Raw genomic sequence first — 18,594 nt, 5'->3', positions numbered from 1 at the left:
ACATTCGGATGCGCAGTTTGCAATTTAACCTAATTACAAAGGGGCCGTCCCATCGTCATATTTATGACGATGGGACGGCCCCTTTTTCAATCGATGCTATTCGTAGATGTAAGAGCAGCAGTAGTCAGATACAGCCGCTACTTGAAGCTTGAACTTCGTGTTGGCCGGAACGGTGAATTCACCTTTGCCTTGAATGTGCAGCCATTCTGTTTCCCCAGGAAGCTGTACTTTCAGGTCGCCAGCCAGGATTTCCATGATTTCAATGCAATCCGTGCCGAACTCGTAGTCGCCAGGAAGCATAATGCCAAGCGTTTTTTTCGTGCCGTCTGCAAACAGAACAGCACGGCTAGTTACTTTACCGTCAAAGTAAACATTAGCCTCTTTGACAACCGTTACGTTTTCAAATTGCGACATTGTATGGTTAGCTCCTCTACGCCAAATAGCTTATTAAATTACAGGACCGACTTAACTTTGCTTACTACGTTCTCAACCGTGAAGCCGTACTCTTTAATGACGCGGTCGCCAGGAGCGGAAGCGCCGAAACGGTCGATTGCGATAATCGCGCCTTGGTCGCCAACATAACGTTCCCAACCAAATGGATGAGCCATCTCTACCGCTACGCGAGCTTTAACTTCAGGCAAAATAACGGAATCTCTGTAAGCTTTGTCTTGTTTCTCGAACAAATCCCAGCTTGGCATGCTGATAACGCGAACTTGAATGCCCTCTTCAGCAAGTGCTTTTTGAGCGGCAACAGCAAGTTGAACCTCGGAACCAGTAGCGATGATTTGAGCTTGTGGAGCGCCGTTTGCTGCATCAGATACAACATAAGCACCACGTTTAATGTTTTCACGGGAACCGGATACAGTACCTTCCAGGATCGGCAGGTTTTGACGAGTCAGAACAAGCGCTACCGGATTGCTTTGGTTCTCAACCGCATAAGCCCATGCTGCAGAAGTTTCGTTTGCATCAGCAGGACGAATAACGGTCAGATCAGGAATGATGCGGATCGAAGCCAGCTGCTCGATAGGTTCATGCGTAGGACCGTCTTCGCCAACAGCGATCGAGTCATGCGTCAGAACGTAAGTTACCGGTTGTTTCATGATTGCAGCAAGGCGAATAGCCGGACGGAGGTAGTCTGTGAACACGAAGAACGTACCGCCGAATACTTTCATACCGCCATGCAGGCTCATGCCGTTCATTGCTGCAGCCATACCGAATTCACGTACACCGTAGTAGATGTTGCGGCCGTCGTAGCTGCCTGGTTTGAATTGTGCAAGACCTTTAAGGTGAGTCATTGTCGAGCTCTCCAGGTCAGCGGAACCGCCAGCCAGGTTAGGCACGTTTTTCACAAGACCGTTCAGGGCGTTACCCGATGCTACGCGAGTCGATACCGCGTTGTCGGACGTTGTGTATTTAGGAAGATCGGCATCCCAGCCCTCAGGCAATTGACCGGAAGTAGCAAGCTCGAATTGAGCTGCAAGCTCTGGATGAGCTGCTTTATAAGCAGCGAACTGCTCGTTCCAAGCCGCGTTTGCTTTCTCGCCGTTTTGTTTCACTTCCGCGAAGTGAGCGCGAACCTCATCCGGTACATGGAATTGGTGATCTTCGGACCAGCCGTAGAATTGTTTGGTCAGTTTAGTCTCGTCAGCACCCAGCGGGGAACCGTGAGGACCAGCATGTCCGCCTTTGCCGCCTTTGTTCGGGCTGCCGTAACCGATAACCGTCTTCACTTCGATCAAAGTCGGTTTGCCTCTTTCTGCTTGCGCTTCAGCGATAGCTTTGGACAATGCGTTCAGGTCGTTGCCGTCTTCAACGCGAAGAACTTGCCAGCCGTAGCCTTCGAAACGTTTTTGAACGCTTTCGGAGTACGACAAGTCAAGAGCGCCGTCAAGGGAGATATCATTCGAATCATACAGAACAACCAATTTGCCAAGCTTCAGGTGGCCTGCAAAGGAAGCAGCTTCATGGGAGATGCCTTCCATCAGGTCGCCGTCGCCGCAAATGGAGTATGTGAAGTGATTAACAACGTCAAAGCCTTCTTTGTTATAAGTAGCTGCAAGATGAGCTTCTGCCATCGCCATACCTACGGCCATAGCAACACCTTGTCCAAGCGGACCCGTTGTTGCGTCAACGCCAGCAGTGTGGCCGAATTCCGGGTGACCTGGAGTCAGGGAGCCCCATTGACGGAAGTTTTGCAGCTCTTCCAGAGGAAGATCATAACCGCTCAGGTGAAGCAAGCTGTACAGCAGCATCGAACCATGTCCTGCGGACAATACGAAACGGTCACGGTTAATCCAAGTCGGGTTCGACGGATTATGTGTCATGTTTTTCGCGAACAATTGATAGCCCATTGGAGCTGCGCCCATTGGCATGCCTGGATGTCCGGATTTTGCTTTCTCGATGGAGTCGATTGCCAGCGTACGGATCGTGTCGATCGAAAGCTGTTCAATCGATTTTTGTGTAACTGTCATTTCTTACTTCCTCCTAATTCCTGTTTAAAATTGCTCTGTCTCTCTATATTTCTGGATATAGCGCGAGTTGTAGCGCAAGGCTTTGAATATTGTACCATTCCGAAAACCCGTTTGCCATCCTTAAAATGGAGAAAGACGAGAGCATTTATTGGATTAATTGAAAACGACCGTTTTGTTCTGATGTACAATAATGCGGTCTTCGGTATGCCATTTCACGGCACGCGCGAGAACGACGCGCTCGATTGTACGGCCGATTCGTTTCAATTCCTCTACATTGTCGCGGTGACTGACGCGCTGAACGTCTTGTTCGATAATCGGACCGCCGTCGAGTTCCTCCGTTACATAATGTGCCGTTGCGCCGATGATTTTAACACCGCGATTATAAGCTTGCGCATAAGGCTTGCCTCCAACGAACGCCGGAAGGAAGGAATGGTGGATATTGATAATGCGGTTCGGGAACTGCTCGATGAATTTCGGCGAGATGATCTGCATGTAACGGGCAAGTACAATGAGGTCCGCCTTGTCCGCAACGATCTCCATCTGCTTGCGTTCCGCTTCGGCTTTGGTGTCCGCCGTTACCGGAATATGGTGGTACGGAATGCCAAACGATTCAACCATGTCCTTCATATCCGGGTGGTTGCTCACGACCATCGCAATATCCGCGTCCAGGTCGCCTGCTTTCCACTGCCACAGAAGCTCCATCAGGCAATGGTCTTCCTTGGAGACAAAGATCGCAAGACGCTTCTTGCGGCTCGCGCGGAACGTATGCCATTTCATATCGAAGCGGTCCGCGACACGGGCGAAATCTTCAACGAGAACCGGAAGCTCCTTGTCCATATCGTTCAAATCAAATTCAAAGCGGATAAAAAACATGCCGCCTTCCGGATCCATCGTGTATTGGTCCGATTGTACAATGTTCGCACCATGCTCGTACAAGAAATGCGAAACGGCCGCCACGATACCCGGTCTGTCCGGGCACGAGATCAGCATGCGCGCGCGTCCGCTGCGCGACTCAGTAGTAGATGAAGACATAAACGTTAAAACTTCCTTCCTTTTACAATGGTTATCTTAAAGCATGATTACACCGTTTTAAGCAATTGCTTGCCGGCGAACCATGCCGTAATCCGTTGGTTGATTTGCTCTTCGGTCAGATCGCCCGGAAGCGCATCGCTTTCCGACAGCAGATCGAACAAACGCTCCATCGGCTCGCGCGGATCTGCTTTTTTCGCCTTGGCATCATTCTTCAAAACATCCCAGGTCGACAGCACGAATGCGCGGGGATCGATCTCCTGCTTGCCGTAGAAATGATGCAGACGCTCGACATGGTCGAAGAACGACTCGCCAAAGCGATCCATCGCATTACCGCGGAGCAGTGCAATTTCCGCTTCGTACATCGGGAACTGCTTCTTGTCATCCTTCCCTATCCATGGTGTTTCCAAAATAAACGGACGGCCCGCAAGCGCCTCATGGTGGACGATCGTACGGATCGCCTCATGGCCAAGCCAGCCTGCACCAACAGGAGCATGGCGGTCTTTGCCCGCTCCGACAGGGTTCTTGCTGTCATTGACATGGACTACCGCAACTCGGTCAAGACCTACGGTCTGATCGAACTTTTGAAGCACACCGTCAAGATCATTGATGAGGTCATAACCTGCATCATGCATATGGCAAGTGTCCATACATACCGTCAAACGCTCATTATTTTGCACTTTATCGATAATCGACGCAATCTCCTCGAAGCTGCGGCCGATTTCCGTTCCTTTGCCGGCCATCGTCTCAAGTGCGATGTTCACATTCGTGTCCTTTGTTCCTTCGAGCACTTCATTCAGGCCTTCGGCAATACGGGCAATACCGTATTCAGCATCTTTATCCGTATAAGCGCCCGGGTGCAGCACGATATTCCGGACCCCGATATAATCGGTACGGCGGATTTCCTCCTGCAGGAAGCGGACAGCGAGCTCAAACGTGTCGTCCTTGTAAGAGCCCAAATTAATGATATATGGCGCGTGCACGACAATCTCATTGATGCCGGCCTTGTCCATCATCGCTTTGCCTTCTTCAATATATAAAGTTTCAATTGGCTTTCTCCGGGTATTCTGCGGTGCGCCGGTATAAATCATAAACGAGCTTGAACCATAGGATACAGCTTCTTTGGCCGCAGTAAGCAGCCCCTTGTCCGAAAAAGATACATGGGAACCGATTTTTAACATCTTCAAAACGCCCCTTTCGGTTGATCAACCCTTATTTTACAAGGAATGTCGAAATAAATCTAGGAATACGGTATAATTCTTCCTGAGGTGAAGGTACAGTATGAAATCTGCTCCCGATTGGTTTATGTTTTTCATTGTTTTCTGGGCAGTCGTAATGGTCGGCGCAATGGCCATCGGCGGTTTCTTCATGTTCCGCAAGTTTTTGAAGGTGCTGCCTCAGAGGGACGGCAAATCGAAGCTTGACTGGCAAAACTATTGGGTCGAACGAAGCCGCAGCATGTGGACCGACGATTCAAAAAGTTTTCTGGACGAACTGGTCTCTCCTGTTCCGTCCGCATTCCGGGATATCGCCAAGCATTCCATTGCAGCGAAGATCGGTCAGGTCGCCATAGACAACGGAGCTTCAGAGGTAACGAAGGACCACTGCATTGAAGGATACATACGCGCAACGCCTAAGCGTGACTATCGAAGCCTTGTTTCCTTCCTGGAACGCAAGGGAATCGACTACACTCCCTACCGGCATTTGCTCAATAAATAGTTGGAAGAGCAACAGGCTGCTGCACTTTGACGGCAGCCTATTGTTTTAATCTCTAGGAATAGTGTGTACAAATCTATTGGAACCTTAAACGGATTATTTCGTTAATATAAGCATTAGCTCACAAAGCAGAATGGCTTCACCATTCTTTCAGCTAATGCTTGCGAAGCAGAATTGCTTCACAATTCTTAAGCTCATGCTTACGAAGCAGAATTGCTTCACAATTCTTTAAGCTCATGCTTTCGAAGCAGAATTGCTTCACAATTCTTTAAGCTCATGCTTACGAAGCAGAATTGCTTCACAATTCTTTAAGCTCATGCTTTCGAAGCAGAATTGCTTCACAATTCTTTCAGGAGGTGCTCCTATGACAACTATGAAATCTAAAAAGAAGAGCAGCTTAATCGCGGCCAGCGCCGTATTACTCGCCGTTATGATGACCGCATCTGCGTGCGGCTCGGACAACGCAAATTCAAACAATAGCGAGCAAGGCTCGTCCGTTGAACAACCATCCAATGCCGCGCCGGAGACAAACAGCAATAATACATCAGACAATGTCTCGGGCGATGCCGAAGGAAACAACGGCGTAATGGATCCGGGAACTGCATCGCCGGAGGCCGAAGCAAGCACGGCACCGGAAGAAAGTGCGGTTAAGACAAGCGAAGGCGTATTTGTTGGACAAGCCGATACAACCTCGGTCGAGATCGACCTGCCGGAAGGACCTATGGTTCTGCAATTTACAGACGACTTGACGGATGAGATTAACAGCATCCCGTCCGATACAAAGGTTCAATTCGAATATACCGAGAAGACCAGCGGAGATGTGACGCAATACTTCCTGAAGAAGCTCGAAGCCAAATCCTAATGAAGGACGGATGAATGATGCGTGTTGCGGTAACGGGAGGAACCGGCTTTGTCGGCCGGGCATTGGTGAAAGCTCTGCTTGAACGGGGAGATGAGGTATGGATCATATCCAGAAAAGAGACATCCTCATCACCATCGGCCAATGCCAGGTTACACCAGGTGAGTTGGAATGAGCTTGCTGCAGCGCCGGACAAGCTTGAAGGCGCAAATGTCATCGTGAACCTGGCCGGCGAAAGCATTAACCAGCGGTGGACAGCTGCATCCAAACAGCGTGTTCTTCACTCCCGGACCGATGGCGCGGCACGTATCGCCAGGCTTGTAGAACAACTGGACCAGAAGCCGGAGGCGGTCATTAATGCCTCCGGTATTTCTGCGTACGGCAGCTCGCTTACAGCGACTTTTGATGAAGACAGTCCGCTAAAGGTCACCGACTTCTTGTCCAGCGTTGTGGAGCATTGGGAAAAAGCAGCCGATACCATACCGGTTGAACGGCTCGTTAAGCTGCGGGTAGGCGTTGTACTTAACCGGACAGGCGGCGCCTTTCCTCTTATGGCTCTGCCTCATCGGTTATTTGCCGGAGGCAGGCTTGGAAGCGGCTCGCAATGGCTGTCTTGGATCCACCTGGAGGACATGGTCCGGCTTATTCTGTTTTGTATCGATCACCCGGAAATTCAAGGTCCGGTTAACGGCTCTGCTCCAGAGCCTGTTACCAATGATCAGTTCGGACAGGCACTCAGCAAAGCATTTGGTCGGCCGCATTGGCTGCCGGCTCCGGCTTTTCTTATGAAAGCCGTGCTGGGTGAGATGTCCTCCCTGCTCCTCGAAGGCCAGCGTGCCTTGCCTCGCAAAGCTCTGGAGCATGGCTTTACCTTCAAATACCCGACTATTGAAAGTGCCATGAAGCAATTGAGTCGGGCTAATATAGAAAAAAGCTGAAGCCGAGAGTCAAGCTCTCGGCTTCAGCTCGTATTTTGGCCCGCTGCTGCCGGCCAGCTGGAGCTTATCTCCCACTATAAAAGGATATGATTTGTATGGAATCATCGTCTGCCCATTCAGCATGCTGCCGTTTCGGGAACCCAAATCCTTCACCCTATAAGAGCCGCCATCCCTCTCCAATTCCAGATGCAGCCTTGAGATCCCATGTGCTTCTTCCTCATAACTGACCTGCTCGCCTAATCGTCCAATCGTAAACTTCTCATCGTGCCAGTCGATCCAGGTCCCGCCGCCTGCCCACTCCCGGTATAAAGCCGGTTCTGCCGTCTTACCGGACACATCATCTCCCCGTTCCGTCAGCAGCACCGTTGCTTCTGCCGCAGTTGGCGTCATCTGCTTGCTGCGGAGATCAGCCGTATTTCCGGCATAGGCATACAACCCCACTTCCGGGCGTTTAGCTGGCTTTGACGCTGCAGCCGGCTCGACCATCTCTTTATCACCCTCCTCTTCATAACGCGGCCACATGCCAAGCGGCTGTGATTCAGGAACAAACTCCTCATCTTCGTCACCGTCACTTTCTTTGGCCAACAGCACGGACGGAAGCCTGCGCGACCAAACCATATAGAAAGCAGCCATGCCCATGAAGGTCAAACCCAAGCTGATGTACAAGCTGCTGCGGGAATGCGACGGCAAATAAATATATTTCCATACACACGCAACGGCTATAGCAAGAACAGCAGCTGCGATCCATATTTTTTTCCGCGGTGCTTCAGGATCCTGCTCATCCAGCTCTACAAGCGGGATTTCTTGATGAGTTGCGCTTGCGGCAGCAAGCTTAGGTATAGTCTCGCAGCCTGCTGCCTTTGAATCTATGCTCTCCGCATCCCATGCCGGAGCAGCAGCCGGAAAATGAATGTGAACGCGTTCCTGAGCTTGCTTTGGAGAGGCTTGAATAAACGCGTCACCGATCAGCCCAAGCAGGACGGACCTGAGCTCGGCCAACGGCCATTTGCTGCTGTTAAGCGGCTGCAGAATACGCTGAAGGCCAGCACCGTCAATATCTTGAATATAGGCCGTCCACCTCACGACAAGCGACAGCAAATCCCCTGCCCCGCCTTCTTTTAAAGGGACGTAAGCAACAGCAATATCATTAAGCTGCTCTCCCACAAACAAATATTGATCGTCGAGCAGGCAGCCTTCGGGACGCAGCATATAATGCTTGCATTCATCAAATGCTTCTACAATGCCAAGCAATAACGCATAAAATTGCTCCATCGTAAGCGGCTGAACCTGCAGGCGGTGAAGCAGCATTTTACGGCCTGAAAGCACATAACGGAAAGTGACACGACCATCAATCTCTAGCCATTCCACCGGCAGGAGATGAGGGATTTTGCCGGACTGCAGCATCTGCAATTCAAGCTCGTCCAGCTCCTCTCTTCGAATACCGTCCTTCCGGTCGACAAGCATCTCATGTCCGCGGTTCATGGAAAAATCAATCCTAAACGGTTGCCTCATGAAAGTTCCCCCTTCCTATTAAACCGATATCATCCATAAGGTAACAGCTCCCGGTAGTACCGCGAGCATAAACGGAAAGGTGCGTCCGCTCTTTGCCCATGCTAACCATGACGATGCCCCCGACCAAGTACCGTACCGCATGGAAATAAAAGCGGTTATTCCTGCCATCATCCTTCTGGAAAATGGCCGGTTAATGAACAGCAGCACAAGTCCCACCAGACCCGCATACAAAATGGCGTACATCATTAATTGAAGGACAGCCATCGCACCGACCCAGGCTCCCAGCGCTGCAAACAGCTTTACATCCCCGGCACCAATCCCCTTGGCCAGATGAAGGATAAGCAGCGGTACAAATCCCGCAGCCGCTCCGCCGATGGCGAGCACGAGACCGTGACCTCCGCCTGCAAACAAGGCATATAACCATCCTCCTGCCAGAAAAGGAACCGTAAGCAGGTTAGGGATAGTCATCGATTTCAAATCCGTATATAGAGCGGCCAATAACAGCAATGCTGCAGCCACGAGCTGTATGGTCAAGATGCCGAATCCTCCTTCTTGGTCACATTAAAATGCATAGATACCGTTTCGCCCGAAGCCGAGGTTGCTGTTAATTCCCAGGTCCCCGGTGTCGTATTGCCGGATACAAGCCAGGTCCACTGTACATACCCATTCGCATCCGCCGTTGCGCTGCCAAGATGTTTCGCAATGCTCGTACCGCTTTTGTAATTGACGGTGAGCGATGCCGAGGCGCCTGGCGAGGTTAAAGCCGTAACTGTCGCTTTATTACCGGGATGCAATGGAACCGGCTGAATGGAAACGATTTGAATCGGCGTTACATCTGCCTCAGCCGAATCCTCCCTTGCAGGTGCGGCATCACTGACCCACACCCGCTCGGAGGCCTGTTCTCTTAATACAATCTTCCTGTTTATAAATGGCAAGGAGAAAGGAAACTCATATTCGGCTACAATCGTCAAAAAAGGCTGCTGCTTTTCCTTCAGATCCGGAAGGGAAAGATGCGACAAACTTAGATGCTCCTTTTGCAGTACGGCCTCATCCGCGAATTGTTGGAGTTGCGGCTCGACAGCCGTTCGTCCAAGCTCGGTCGCTGCCGCATCTGTTACCGGCTGCCAGTTCCCTTCGAGTGCTGCGGAAGCCAATACTCCTGCGGGTGCCGGCAGCCAACCGGCAGCTTCCTTTGCAAGGTCTCCTCCCCAGTCCGGCAGAGGCAGGCCGAATGAACCCAGATTAGGGAGAGCAGGAATAGATGAGGAAGCTTTCTGAAAAGCAAGATCAGCCGGGCGTATATGAGTGGCGACTTGCCTGACCGTCTGGGAAGCAGCTGATTGAAGGGCCATTTGAACAGCACATAGGCGGATCATCATAATGAACAGCAGCAGGACGATGAGGAGCAGAGGCATGACAAGCGCTGCCTCCAGCACCATACTGCCATGCTCTCTTCTGCCCCAGTCGCTTCCCCTCCGTTTAATAAGACCAGCCAATCGTTTGAGTTGTTTCATATCTGCCGCCAACAACCTTTCCTTGCAAGGATCCAAAATGCAGGACAACATCCATTACACCCGGCAAAAACCACAGCTCGGCTGATGTCTTCACCTCTCCTGTCAAGGCTGTCGGAACCTTGGATAATGTGACACCGCCATTATGCTCAATCACGGCAATCATCCGGGCTAATGTTGACGGACGTTTAGCACCTCCGTGGACCAGCATAAACAATCTCAGATAATCCGTGTAAGACACGTCCGCATTCATATATTTGGATAACGGAGCCGCGCCGCGCTCGGTGAAAGCCGCCATATCCTCCATTGTTTTTTCCAGACCATAGACGACCGAGCATGACAAAATCAATAGAGGATGGGCAGCAGCTCTGCAGGCTGATAATCCCTCCATCGTCCGCACCGCCATCCTGACTCCAATTAATTCACCATAAGCAGCGGCCAAGTTCGCGGTTGGACTATGGAACCCGTAAATCACGTACTCCGCTTCTTGATTGCTGAACGCGATGGCATGGGCAAGCTCGTTTGTATTGCCGCTTGTGAGCAGTGCCCTAAGGTTCTGCGGCGCAAAGGCAGCATAATGCGATATCGTATACTCCGATAAATAGACGGAGTCTCTTGTCTGCTCCAGCATATCGGCGATTCCGCCAAATAACCCGCTCATTACGGATGTCGCTTCTTTCGCTTCCTCATGGGCATCCTGCGCAAAGGCAAGGCCTGCCGCTTCCGCCTCAGCTGCTTCCTGATTAAATAAAAGGTTATTCTTATACCGTTTTTCTATATCCTGAATGACCTGCAAATGCTCATCAGTCTGAGGGACCGATGTCATGCCGTGAAGCAGCCGACGGGCCTGAGACCATAATTCTCCTGCTTTGGCCTCCTGCGCCTGCCGCTCTTTCTTCAGTTCTTTATCCGTCAGCTTCTGTTCCCTCTCATCAAGGCTCGAGCCTTTGCGTACATAAGCCCCTTCATATTGCTCGTAGGCAATGCGGAGATTGACAGCGCCCTCCTTGATCTGCTCATTGTTAGAATTGGGAGAAGCAAGGCCGGCTGTCAGATTTGTAATAAAACCTCCCGCTTCCATTTGCAGTGAGGCAAAGACAGAAGCTTGATCTGCAATCTCCAAGCTATAATCCGTAAACCAGCCGTCCGGCAAAATAAGCTCATCAGCCGTCTTTCTGAGCTCCTGCATATCATTCTGTGGTGCAGCATCAATAGGGGCTGTGTCAGCACCTGCGACATTTTTGCCGGTTACCCGGTCATAACCGCTATTGGAAGGAGCACTAGCAGCCTCCTGTTTGATGCGCAGCATTTCTGCATTTACCTGTTTGGCTGCCTCTAGGGCTTTTACCGCTTCCAATTGCAGCTTGTCATGGTGCTTTTTTGCCGCAGCGAGCTCGCGGGACATCTCATCTGTCCAGCCTCTTGCCTTTCCTTCATATCCCTCGATTTGATCCGAATACTTCGGTTTCTTTCCTTGTTCAGCCAAACGCTGGTCAGTAAGCACCCAACCGGCATATTGGGCATAGTCCCCGGCAAACCGTGCGGCATGCTCGGTTCCCGTTGCAAGCTCTAGTGCTTTGGTTGGAATAAGTCCAGCAATACCTCCAACCGTTTCCGCTGCCTGCCGCTGCAGCTGTAAGGCAATCGCGAGCTGCCCCTCCCGCTTGTCGTACAGCTTCCGTAGCTCTTCAAGCATATTGACGGTGACGGTTGCTTCTTTCATTGCCCCGGAGAGCGGCGCGAACTTCGATGCCAGTTCCAGAGTAAAATCCACCGGAGCTTTGTATTTCATTTCTTCCAGCACCTGCCGGGCAAACACATCATGCTTCCCCAATACCTCTGCATCGTCCGTATGGGCCGATTCAAGCTCCGCCTGTACCAGCTTAAACGAATCCTGATGCTGCTGCCCGATTTGCCCCAGATTCGTTTGTACGGTCTTTTCAAAGATCTCATTACTTTCCGTTCCGCCCCGTCCAAACAGCCCGTACCGTTCATACAGCCTCTCATCATAGGCAGAGAGTGCAGAACGGACGCCGGATCTGGCAGCATCCTCGGTTACCTTGTGTAGAACGGCCATTCTTGCATAATCGATCAGCACGGCGGAGAAAAGAAGCAGCCCCGACAATACAACCGCTGAAAATATCGTTATAGAGCCCTGTGAAGCTGCTGATTTGTTCACGGTTTGCCTGCTTTCCCGCCGCCGCTATATGCCTGAAGTGCTTTTGCGGCTTGCTGCTTCGACGTTCCATTGTTAAATTTGGCCGTGTAGTACCTGACCATATCGACATCCCGGATAAATTGCACCGGATCAACGATAGTGGCTGCTGCAGCCGTTTTGGGCTCGGATAGTCCAAGCGTAAGCTCAAGCGGAGCAAGCGACACCGGCTGCTTCAGCTTTACAGCTACTTCCCGCTTCAGCAGGCTGTTCGCATAAGCGATATTCCCTTGAAAGGGCAGCCCGGCATCCCCTGTCAGCCAAGCTGCTGCTTGACGCAGCTTGGTTCCCGCCAGCTCAAGCTCGTCAGCGCTCTGTGAACCGGGTATTTCCAGGGTAATATCCGTCTGGTTAGCCGTTATACCAAATAAGGAGCCCAGCATATAATCTCCGCTGACCCTCCAGTACAAGCCGTCATTTTGACCTGTTGTCAGCATGCCGTTACGGGCGTTCCGGTGGCTGTTATCCCAGCTGAACGATGCCCGCTCAGCCGTCTCGGAAGCGGAATAATAGAGAACAACCTTTTGATAGATATACATGCTGAACAATAGAAACATCAGAATAAGCAGAAATAGGATCGGGAATACCAGAGTCGATTCCAGCGTAAAGCTTCCTTCTGTATGACGAAGCCATAGCAGCCAGCGGCGCGTGCGGTTAGTTGGAGAAGATTTTATCCGCTTCATCATCTGCTTTGCCCATTAATTTCTCGATAAGCTGAATAATCCAGTCTTTGAACAGGAGAGCAATAATGATAACAACCGCAATGATCAGGATAACCTCGAGCGTCCCAAGGCCGCTTTCTGAACGCCAGAATGAACGAGCCGCATTTCCTAATTTTTTTAACATTTGTAAACATCCTCTCTTTTCGTTAAATGTTAAGATCAAGACATGAGCAGCATCGCCGGCGCAGCTACAAATACCATTAACACCAGCAATATGCCTACCAGCGGAAACACAAGCTTGGAGGAAGCCTCCTCGCCGAGGGAACGGGCAACGGCTTTGCGTTTCTCCCACAGCGAGTAGGATATTTCCCGTAACGCAAGAACAAATTGATCGCCGCCCCTGCGGTAATTAAGCAGCATAACCGTTGTAAAAATAGATACCTCCTGCACGGCACAGCATCGGTTAAACCGCTCAATTGCCGTACTGAAAGATTCACCATTCCTTAGGGAAATGACTACCCTCTCCCATTCTTTATATAAAGGCTGAACGGCCGGATCCTTGCCTTCCAGGCAGCGGGAGAAGGCTTGCAGCACCGGCTCTCCTGCGCCAACAAGCAGCATCAGCTTGCTCAACGCTTCCGGCAGCTCGGAGATTATCGCCTGCTTTCTCCGCTCGACCATCCGCCCGGCTTCCATAAAAGGACGCACGGGAAGCAGCACACCAAGCAGTACTCCCATGCCTATCAGGACCGGTTCCTTTGCGAGAACAGCAAGCAGAGAGCAGCCGGCCAGAACGGCATAACCATAGCCCGTGGTTTCCGCAATATGCAGCCTCGTTTGATTGAGCTGCCAGTCCGTTCCCTTCAGTAAAATCTGCTTCGAGTGATAACTGCTTAGCGGAAGCTGCAGATACTCATAAAACTTGCTGCGTTCAAGCAGCAGGTCAAAAGGTTTGATCAATAATAGCCCCTTCCAATCCGGCTTTTCCCTCTTCTGAAGCTGCGCCAGACCGTCTTTGCCTATGAGCAGCGCCCAGAACAGAGCCAGCAGCAGTACAAGAACAGCCATTCCACTCCTCCTAAACGCGAATTTGCATAATTCGATGAATCAGCCAAAAACAAAAAGCGAGTACAGCCAGGCCAATGGTCAGCAGCACATAGCCGGCTCCTCCGTACAGCGGCTTCATATAATCAGGGGCAAATGCACTCAAGAAGCCAAGGAAGGCAAAGGGAACGGCTATCATGATCCGGGCTTCAAAACGTTTCTGCGCAAGCAGGACGGAGATTTCCTGTTTGACCTCAAGCTTCTCCCCTATCGTCTGCGAGGTTCGTTTCATCACCTCGACCAGATCACCGCCGGATCGTTTGCATACCGCAAACACATCCGCAAATTGTGTTATATCGTCAAGATGGGCACGCCTCGCCAAGCTGCGCAGCGCCTGCTCAAGCGGTTCGGCATTATCCAGGCGGTGCCTGATAATCTGAAATTCCAGCAGCAGCTCCGTATTTGGATCCGGGTACAGCATTTTTAAATCATCAATCGCAGCAAGAAATGCGTTCTCCACCGAACGGCCTGCTGCAAGGGAGGAAGCAAGCGAATACAGCGCCTCCTTGAATTGCAGCTGCAGCCGCTCCTTCCGGCGGATCAGCAAAGAAGACTTGTACAATCTTGGTGCGGCCAATCCCGCTATAGCGAGCAATAAGGATACGGTAAACGAATGATAGACGAGATAAATGGCGGCAAATATAATAAGGCAGCCTGCTGCAGCAGATCCCATGAACTGCCCGTAGGACAAACGGTACTGGTTATAATCCTGCAATGCCTTCACCGTATTTGGCGAGCTTCGCTGAACGCCTGCCCGGAAGGAAGAATCCCATCCGCACCATTCAAGCATTGCACGTAATCTTGCAGCCAGAGGAGTTGTCCGCATCACAGGCATAAGACATCCTCCTCCGTAAGATGAATTCCGGCCATGCTCAGCTTGTCGGCATGCTGAAGCTTATAACCCGTGCGCTTGAGCGTTCCGATCACTCTTCCGTCTTCCTCCCCCTCTTCTTCGAATTGGAAGAGCGGCCGGACAACAATCTCTCCCTCTTCCATCCCAACGACCTCGCAAATTTCTGTAACGCGGCGGGAACGGTCTCTAAAGCGGGACAAATGGATTATAATATCCAGCGCTGACGCGATCTGCTTACGGATAACCGGAACAGGCATCTCCGCCGCACTCATCACCATTGTCTCGAGCCTAGACATCATGTCCCGCGGGCCATTACTGTGGCCCGTGGACATGCTTCCCGCATGGCCGGTGTTCATGGCCGCCAGCATATCCAGCGCTTCGCCGCCCCGCACCTCTCCAACGATGATCCGGTTAGGCCTCATCCGAAGTGAAGCGCGGATCAGATCGCGGATCGCAATCTCTCCCTTGCCTTCTGTATTCGCATTACGCGTCTCGAGCGATACGAGGTTAGGAACATTCCGGATTTGAAGCTCCGCGGAATCTTCAATCGTAACAAGACGTTCATCGCGGGGAATGTACTGGGATAAGGCATTCAGAAAGGTGGTCTTCCCCGTCCCTGTTCCGCCGCTAATAAAAATGTTGTATTGCGCCCTCGTCAGCAGCTGCAAAAAAACGGCCGCTTCCCGTGTTAAAGCCCCTTTCGCGACCAGCTCGTCCATCGTCAGCGGCCGCTCCGGAAATTTACGAATCGTCATCGCCGGTCCCCGCAGCGCAACTGGAGGGAGGACGATATGAACGCGGGAGCCGTCTTTGAGTCGCGCATCTACAATGGGAGACGATTCATTAACAACGCGGTTCACGCTCGCAACTATCGACTGAATCAGATCCTCCAGCCGCTCCTTGCTCTCAAAGGCAACGGGAAGTTGGCTAAGATGCCCGTTGCGCTCGACAAAAATCTCCGAGTGATTATTAATCATCACTTCCGTAACCGTTGAGTCATCCATAAGCGGCTGTAAAATATCGAGTCCCCTAAAGGAGTGAAACAGCCGCCGTACAAGTGACGCCAGCTCCGTTGCGGTCAGCGGATAGCTCTTGCTCCAAGCAAATACGGTCTTCTCCACAATGGCCGTAAGCTGCTCGTCCGTAACGGAGCCGTTGTAATCGAGCTGCTCTTTGATCCGGTTTTTCAGCTCGAGAACCGATTCATCCGGTAGCAATCGTAATTCCTCCTTCCTCCTTCACCAACTGCTGGAACAACCGCTCAACAGCCGCCATATACGGAGGCGATGCCAGAGCAGATGAAGCCCCTCTGCCGGCAGTACCTGTATCAGGAAGCACGGCAAAAGCCGGCTTAAATGTGCTGCGTCCTGTATGGAACTGGCCATCACTGCGGTTTACAACCATAAGTAGGCGGTGATCCAGAGACCTGAACCTCTCCCCAAACCGCTGCCTGCCGTATTGAAAGGCTAACTGGCTTTTGCGCTGAATAGCCGGATCCTCCGTCACAAGCCAAATAATCTGATTGCTCTGCTCCAATACCGCCAAATGCAGCTCATCAAGCCCTTCATCCAGATCGATCACAATGCGATCATAGTGACCCGTTGCGGCAATCGCTCGAATAATAGCTTCAGCATCAGCGGCATGAAGTGTCATCCGGTCTTCCGGATTTGAGCACGGCAGAATATAATCCGCGCGTAACAGCGCATGCCGCTTACAGTGCCGTGCAAGCCAATCGTTGACCTTGTCAGGATGCGACTGCAGCGTATAAAGCAGCTGAGATAAGCCTTCATCCCCGAGAGCTGCTCCGGCTTCCAGCCAGGCATCAACGGTATTCCAGCGTTCCAGATTCAAATAAAATACGCGCTCACCGTTACTCGAGGCTGTTTGTATGAGCTGTCTGGCCAACGTTGTTTTCCCGACACCTCCGGATGCCGAATAGACGGTTATCACTTGGGCAGCCTGCTCTCTTGCAGCCTGCTGTGAAGCCGGTACCATCAGGGAAGCCATTCCTTGCAGCAGCGCCGGGAGCGATTGGAATTGAAGCAATTCGTGATAGTCCGGGAACTGCCCCAGAGCCGTGACCAGCGCTGCAACCGGGACCCCCTCCGGCAATACTTCAGCAGCGGCCTCCAGCATGCTTGGCTGTGCGGAGATCCCGTGAACCGGATAACCGGACTTCAAAAATTGCACAAATGCCTCCGCATGAGTAAATGCCGTCAGCTGCCACTGCTCGCTGAATGGACTATCCCGAACATAATCGGCAAGCCGTTTCACATAATCCCGCTCCTTGACTGCAATCACTAATTGATGCCTCACCTGCCTGCTCCTGCCTTTCTTCATCCGGCAAACGCAAAAAAAGCACCATAAAAGGCGCAGTTTACCTGCGGCCTTCTACGGTGCTTCCGTACATTTGCCGATTCAATTTGTAATGTACAAATATTACCACTTCATCCAAATGCGCGTCAACTAGATTTTTTCATGAGGAGGCCTTCTCCTTGGGCGTCTGCCGCTTCACTTGCCGCCAGAAATCTTTAGAGCTCGGATAAAGCTTGTACATGATATAAAGCAGCTTTTGCCTGCAGTTCATCGTCGCCAGCAAATAACGGTTGAAGAGAACCGCAATTTCCTTGCGCTCGGGCTTCGGGTACAAGCTCAGCTCCTCACGGATAAAAGGAAGAACCATATGCGCCAGCCGCCTGGCCTTTGGCTCCAGTGTCATTACATGTGCTTCCTCCGGCAGCAAGGTTCCGAGCAATTGCGTTGCTAACAAAAAAGCCTCTCCTCCAAACTGCCTGCTCCCGCTCTCCTCGAATAACTGATTTGCCCGGTTCCAATTCAGAAACCGGCCCATCATCCTGTCAATATCAAGAAGCCACTTAAGGGATGACCAGCCATGCCTCGTTCCGTGCAAAATTAAATACACCAGCAAATCTTCATTGCCCAGCGTATATATGGATTTTGGGAAGGAGCTGGCTTGCCTGCGCGCCCACAACTCTGCGAAAGAAGGCTCCATTTCCGTATTCGGATTGAGTTTCCAATGAAGCTCTACTTCTATGTTTTTATCCGGATGGATATAGACGAGATGATGGGTATTTCGCTCGGTATAATTTAATACATTATCCACTCCATACTGCTTCGCCATCATATACCCGGCAGACAGCAATTGCTGCACACTCCTATCCCAATCCTGTCTGGCAACCAGAATATCCAAATTACCGGAGGTACGTCCGGACAAGTCTCCATACAGCAGAGCGGCAAGAACCGGCCCCTTGAGAAACAGCGGACGAATGCCTTGTTTTTCCATCATTCCGTTAATACGCCCCATCTCCTCGTGCAATTGGTGCATGAGGAGTGTATTCCGTGAACAAAGATCTCTTAGCCTGGACATCACGTGATCCGGCGTCCACTGCAGCTTGGCATTTAACTGCACGAGCAAAGGATACAAGACAGGATGGGTCTGATGATAAACGGCAAACCGAAGAAACAGCTGCCAGTCAATTTCCTCTGCAAGCTGCACGGCTTCTTCCACTTCCAGCTTATAATCACTGCGCAGCAGCCGCAGCAAGAACTGCAGTTCATTTGAAAAAGAGCTTACATTAAGCACCTCAGAACGGATCATCATTATTCTCCCCTTGCTGTTAATCGCCTCAGCACCCTGCCATTTATCATATTTCTGCGAGTTAACCAGGATAGAAAGGCGCATTGCCTCCTTAGGAGACGAATG

18 protein-coding genes are annotated in these 18,594 nt (G+C 51.3%); 3 read left to right on the top strand and 15 right to left on the bottom strand.

Features of this window, described 5'->3' with window-relative positions; genetic code table 11:
- Positions 1 to 96: 96 nt before the first annotated feature.
- The 4 genes from ppnP to BM200_RS14260 form a co-directional block, all read right to left on the bottom strand.
- Positions 97 to 414, bottom strand: coding sequence for a pyrimidine/purine nucleoside phosphorylase (ppnP, locus tag BM200_RS14275; RefSeq protein ID WP_091186591.1), 318 nt, complete (start codon positions 412 to 414; stop codon positions 97 to 99).
- Positions 415 to 452: 38 nt separating this feature from the next.
- Complete coding sequence (tkt, locus tag BM200_RS14270; RefSeq protein WP_091186590.1) at positions 453 to 2,471, bottom strand: transketolase; 2,019 nt, start codon at positions 2,469 to 2,471, stop codon at positions 453 to 455.
- A 153-nt stretch (positions 2,472 to 2,624) separates the two neighbouring features.
- Positions 2,625 to 3,503 carry a formyltetrahydrofolate deformylase gene (gene purU, locus BM200_RS14265; RefSeq protein ID WP_041613315.1) on the bottom strand — a complete coding sequence of 293 codons (879 nt, stop codon included), beginning with the start codon at positions 3,501 to 3,503 and terminating at the stop codon, positions 2,625 to 2,627.
- Positions 3,504 to 3,550: 47 nt separating this feature from the next.
- The gene (locus BM200_RS14260) at positions 3,551 to 4,681 is read right to left on the bottom strand and encodes a deoxyribonuclease IV (RefSeq protein ID WP_091186587.1); all 1,131 of its coding nucleotides are present in this window, start codon (positions 4,679 to 4,681) and stop codon (positions 3,551 to 3,553) included.
- Between the two features lie 100 nt (positions 4,682 to 4,781).
- Between BM200_RS14260 and BM200_RS14255 the strand changes: the two genes are divergently transcribed.
- From BM200_RS14255 to BM200_RS14245, 3 genes are all read left to right on the top strand, one after another.
- Positions 4,782 to 5,219: a DUF2621 domain-containing protein gene (locus tag BM200_RS14255; RefSeq protein WP_091186585.1), complete on the top strand. Its 438-nt coding sequence runs from the start codon at positions 4,782 to 4,784 to the stop codon at positions 5,217 to 5,219.
- A gap of 361 nt (positions 5,220 to 5,580) precedes the next feature.
- Positions 5,581 to 6,078 (top strand): hypothetical protein, encoded by a 498-nt coding sequence (locus BM200_RS14250; protein WP_091186583.1) that lies wholly within the window; start codon positions 5,581 to 5,583, stop codon positions 6,076 to 6,078.
- Between the two features lie 17 nt (positions 6,079 to 6,095).
- Positions 6,096 to 7,013 carry a TIGR01777 family oxidoreductase gene (locus tag BM200_RS14245; RefSeq protein WP_091187865.1) on the top strand — a complete coding sequence of 306 codons (918 nt, stop codon included), beginning with the start codon at positions 6,096 to 6,098 and terminating at the stop codon, positions 7,011 to 7,013.
- A gap of 9 nt (positions 7,014 to 7,022) precedes the next feature.
- On the opposite strand, the gene BM200_RS14240 is transcribed toward BM200_RS14245, so the two are convergent.
- The 11 genes from BM200_RS14240 to BM200_RS14190 all read right to left on the bottom strand — a co-directional run bounded on the left by BM200_RS14240 (position 7,023) and on the right by BM200_RS14190 (position 18,573).
- Positions 7,023 to 8,525 carry a DUF6382 domain-containing protein gene (locus BM200_RS14240; RefSeq protein WP_091186581.1) on the bottom strand — a complete coding sequence of 501 codons (1,503 nt, stop codon included), beginning with the start codon at positions 8,523 to 8,525 and terminating at the stop codon, positions 7,023 to 7,025.
- Positions 8,526 to 8,543: 18 nt separating this feature from the next.
- Positions 8,544 to 9,059, bottom strand: a complete 516-nt coding sequence (locus BM200_RS14235; protein ID WP_091186579.1) for an A24 family peptidase — start codon at positions 9,057 to 9,059, stop codon at positions 8,544 to 8,546.
- Positions 9,056 to 10,039, bottom strand: coding sequence for a TadE/TadG family type IV pilus assembly protein (locus BM200_RS14230; RefSeq protein ID WP_175532871.1), 984 nt, complete (start codon positions 10,037 to 10,039; stop codon positions 9,056 to 9,058). Before BM200_RS14230 ends, BM200_RS14235 begins: the two co-directional genes overlap by 4 nt.
- Positions 10,005 to 12,215: a hypothetical protein gene (locus BM200_RS14225; RefSeq protein WP_091186574.1), complete on the bottom strand. Its 2,211-nt coding sequence runs from the start codon at positions 12,213 to 12,215 to the stop codon at positions 10,005 to 10,007. Before BM200_RS14225 ends, BM200_RS14230 begins: the two co-directional genes overlap by 35 nt.
- On the bottom strand, positions 12,212 to 12,937 hold the full coding sequence (locus tag BM200_RS14220; protein ID WP_091186571.1) for a TadE/TadG family type IV pilus assembly protein: 726 nt from the start codon (positions 12,935 to 12,937) through the stop codon (positions 12,212 to 12,214). Before BM200_RS14220 ends, BM200_RS14225 begins: the two co-directional genes overlap by 4 nt.
- Positions 12,906 to 13,097, bottom strand: a complete 192-nt coding sequence (locus BM200_RS14215; RefSeq protein ID WP_091186569.1) for a Flp1 family type IVb pilin — start codon at positions 13,095 to 13,097, stop codon at positions 12,906 to 12,908. Before BM200_RS14215 ends, BM200_RS14220 begins: the two co-directional genes overlap by 32 nt.
- A gap of 35 nt (positions 13,098 to 13,132) precedes the next feature.
- On the bottom strand, positions 13,133 to 13,981 hold the full coding sequence (locus BM200_RS14210; protein ID WP_091186566.1) for a type II secretion system F family protein: 849 nt from the start codon (positions 13,979 to 13,981) through the stop codon (positions 13,133 to 13,135).
- 10 nt (positions 13,982 to 13,991) lie between these two features.
- Positions 13,992 to 14,852 carry a type II secretion system F family protein gene (locus BM200_RS14205; RefSeq protein ID WP_091186563.1) on the bottom strand — a complete coding sequence of 287 codons (861 nt, stop codon included), beginning with the start codon at positions 14,850 to 14,852 and terminating at the stop codon, positions 13,992 to 13,994.
- Positions 14,843 to 16,087, bottom strand: a complete 1,245-nt coding sequence (locus BM200_RS14200; protein WP_091186560.1) for a TadA family conjugal transfer-associated ATPase — start codon at positions 16,085 to 16,087, stop codon at positions 14,843 to 14,845. The genes BM200_RS14205 and BM200_RS14200 overlap by 10 nt, the downstream gene beginning before the upstream one ends.
- Complete coding sequence (locus tag BM200_RS14195; protein WP_139230784.1) at positions 16,074 to 17,186, bottom strand: P-loop NTPase family protein; 1,113 nt, start codon at positions 17,184 to 17,186, stop codon at positions 16,074 to 16,076. The genes BM200_RS14200 and BM200_RS14195 overlap by 14 nt, the downstream gene beginning before the upstream one ends.
- Positions 17,187 to 17,346: 160 nt before the next feature.
- Positions 17,347 to 18,573, bottom strand: coding sequence for a nucleotidyltransferase domain-containing protein (locus BM200_RS14190; RefSeq protein ID WP_091186556.1), 1,227 nt, complete (start codon positions 18,571 to 18,573; stop codon positions 17,347 to 17,349).
- Positions 18,574 to 18,594: the final 21 nt, after the last annotated feature.

Origin of the sequence: Paenibacillus catalpae (genome assembly GCF_900112695.1) — a bacterium.
GTDB lineage: Bacteria > Bacillota > Bacilli > Paenibacillales > Paenibacillaceae > Pristimantibacillus > Pristimantibacillus catalpae.
This window is presented reverse-complemented; position numbering and strand designations above follow the sequence as displayed.

Excerpts from the sequence above, each read along its gene's own strand:
- ppnP (WP_091186591.1), bottom strand. The coding sequence starts at position 414 with ATGTCGCAATTTGAAAACGTAACGGTTGTCAAAGAGGCTAATGTTTAC.
- tkt (WP_091186590.1), bottom strand. The coding sequence starts at position 2,471 with ATGACAGTTACACAAAAATCGATTGAACAGCTTTCGATCGACACGATC.
- purU (WP_041613315.1), bottom strand. The coding sequence starts at position 3,503 with ATGTCTTCATCTACTACTGAGTCGCGCAGCGGACGCGCGCGCATGCTG.
- BM200_RS14260 (WP_091186587.1), bottom strand. The coding sequence starts at position 4,681 with ATGTTAAAAATCGGTTCCCATGTATCTTTTTCGGACAAGGGGCTGCTT.
- BM200_RS14255 (WP_091186585.1), top strand. The coding sequence starts at position 4,782 with ATGAAATCTGCTCCCGATTGGTTTATGTTTTTCATTGTTTTCTGGGCA.
- BM200_RS14250 (WP_091186583.1), top strand. The coding sequence starts at position 5,581 with ATGACAACTATGAAATCTAAAAAGAAGAGCAGCTTAATCGCGGCCAGC.
- BM200_RS14245 (WP_091187865.1), top strand. The coding sequence starts at position 6,096 with ATGCGTGTTGCGGTAACGGGAGGAACCGGCTTTGTCGGCCGGGCATTG.
- BM200_RS14240 (WP_091186581.1), bottom strand. The coding sequence starts at position 8,525 with ATGAGGCAACCGTTTAGGATTGATTTTTCCATGAACCGCGGACATGAG.
- BM200_RS14230 (WP_175532871.1), bottom strand. The coding sequence starts at position 10,039 with ATGAAACAACTCAAACGATTGGCTGGTCTTATTAAACGGAGGGGAAGC.
- BM200_RS14220 (WP_091186571.1), bottom strand. The coding sequence starts at position 12,937 with ATGATGAAGCGGATAAAATCTTCTCCAACTAACCGCACGCGCCGCTGG.
- BM200_RS14215 (WP_091186569.1), bottom strand. The coding sequence starts at position 13,097 with ATGTTAAAAAAATTAGGAAATGCGGCTCGTTCATTCTGGCGTTCAGAA.
- BM200_RS14210 (WP_091186566.1), bottom strand. The coding sequence starts at position 13,981 with ATGGCTGTTCTTGTACTGCTGCTGGCTCTGTTCTGGGCGCTGCTCATA.
- BM200_RS14205 (WP_091186563.1), bottom strand. The coding sequence starts at position 14,852 with ATGCCTGTGATGCGGACAACTCCTCTGGCTGCAAGATTACGTGCAATG.
- BM200_RS14190 (WP_091186556.1), bottom strand. The coding sequence starts at position 18,573 with ATGCGCCTTTCTATCCTGGTTAACTCGCAGAAATATGATAAATGGCAG.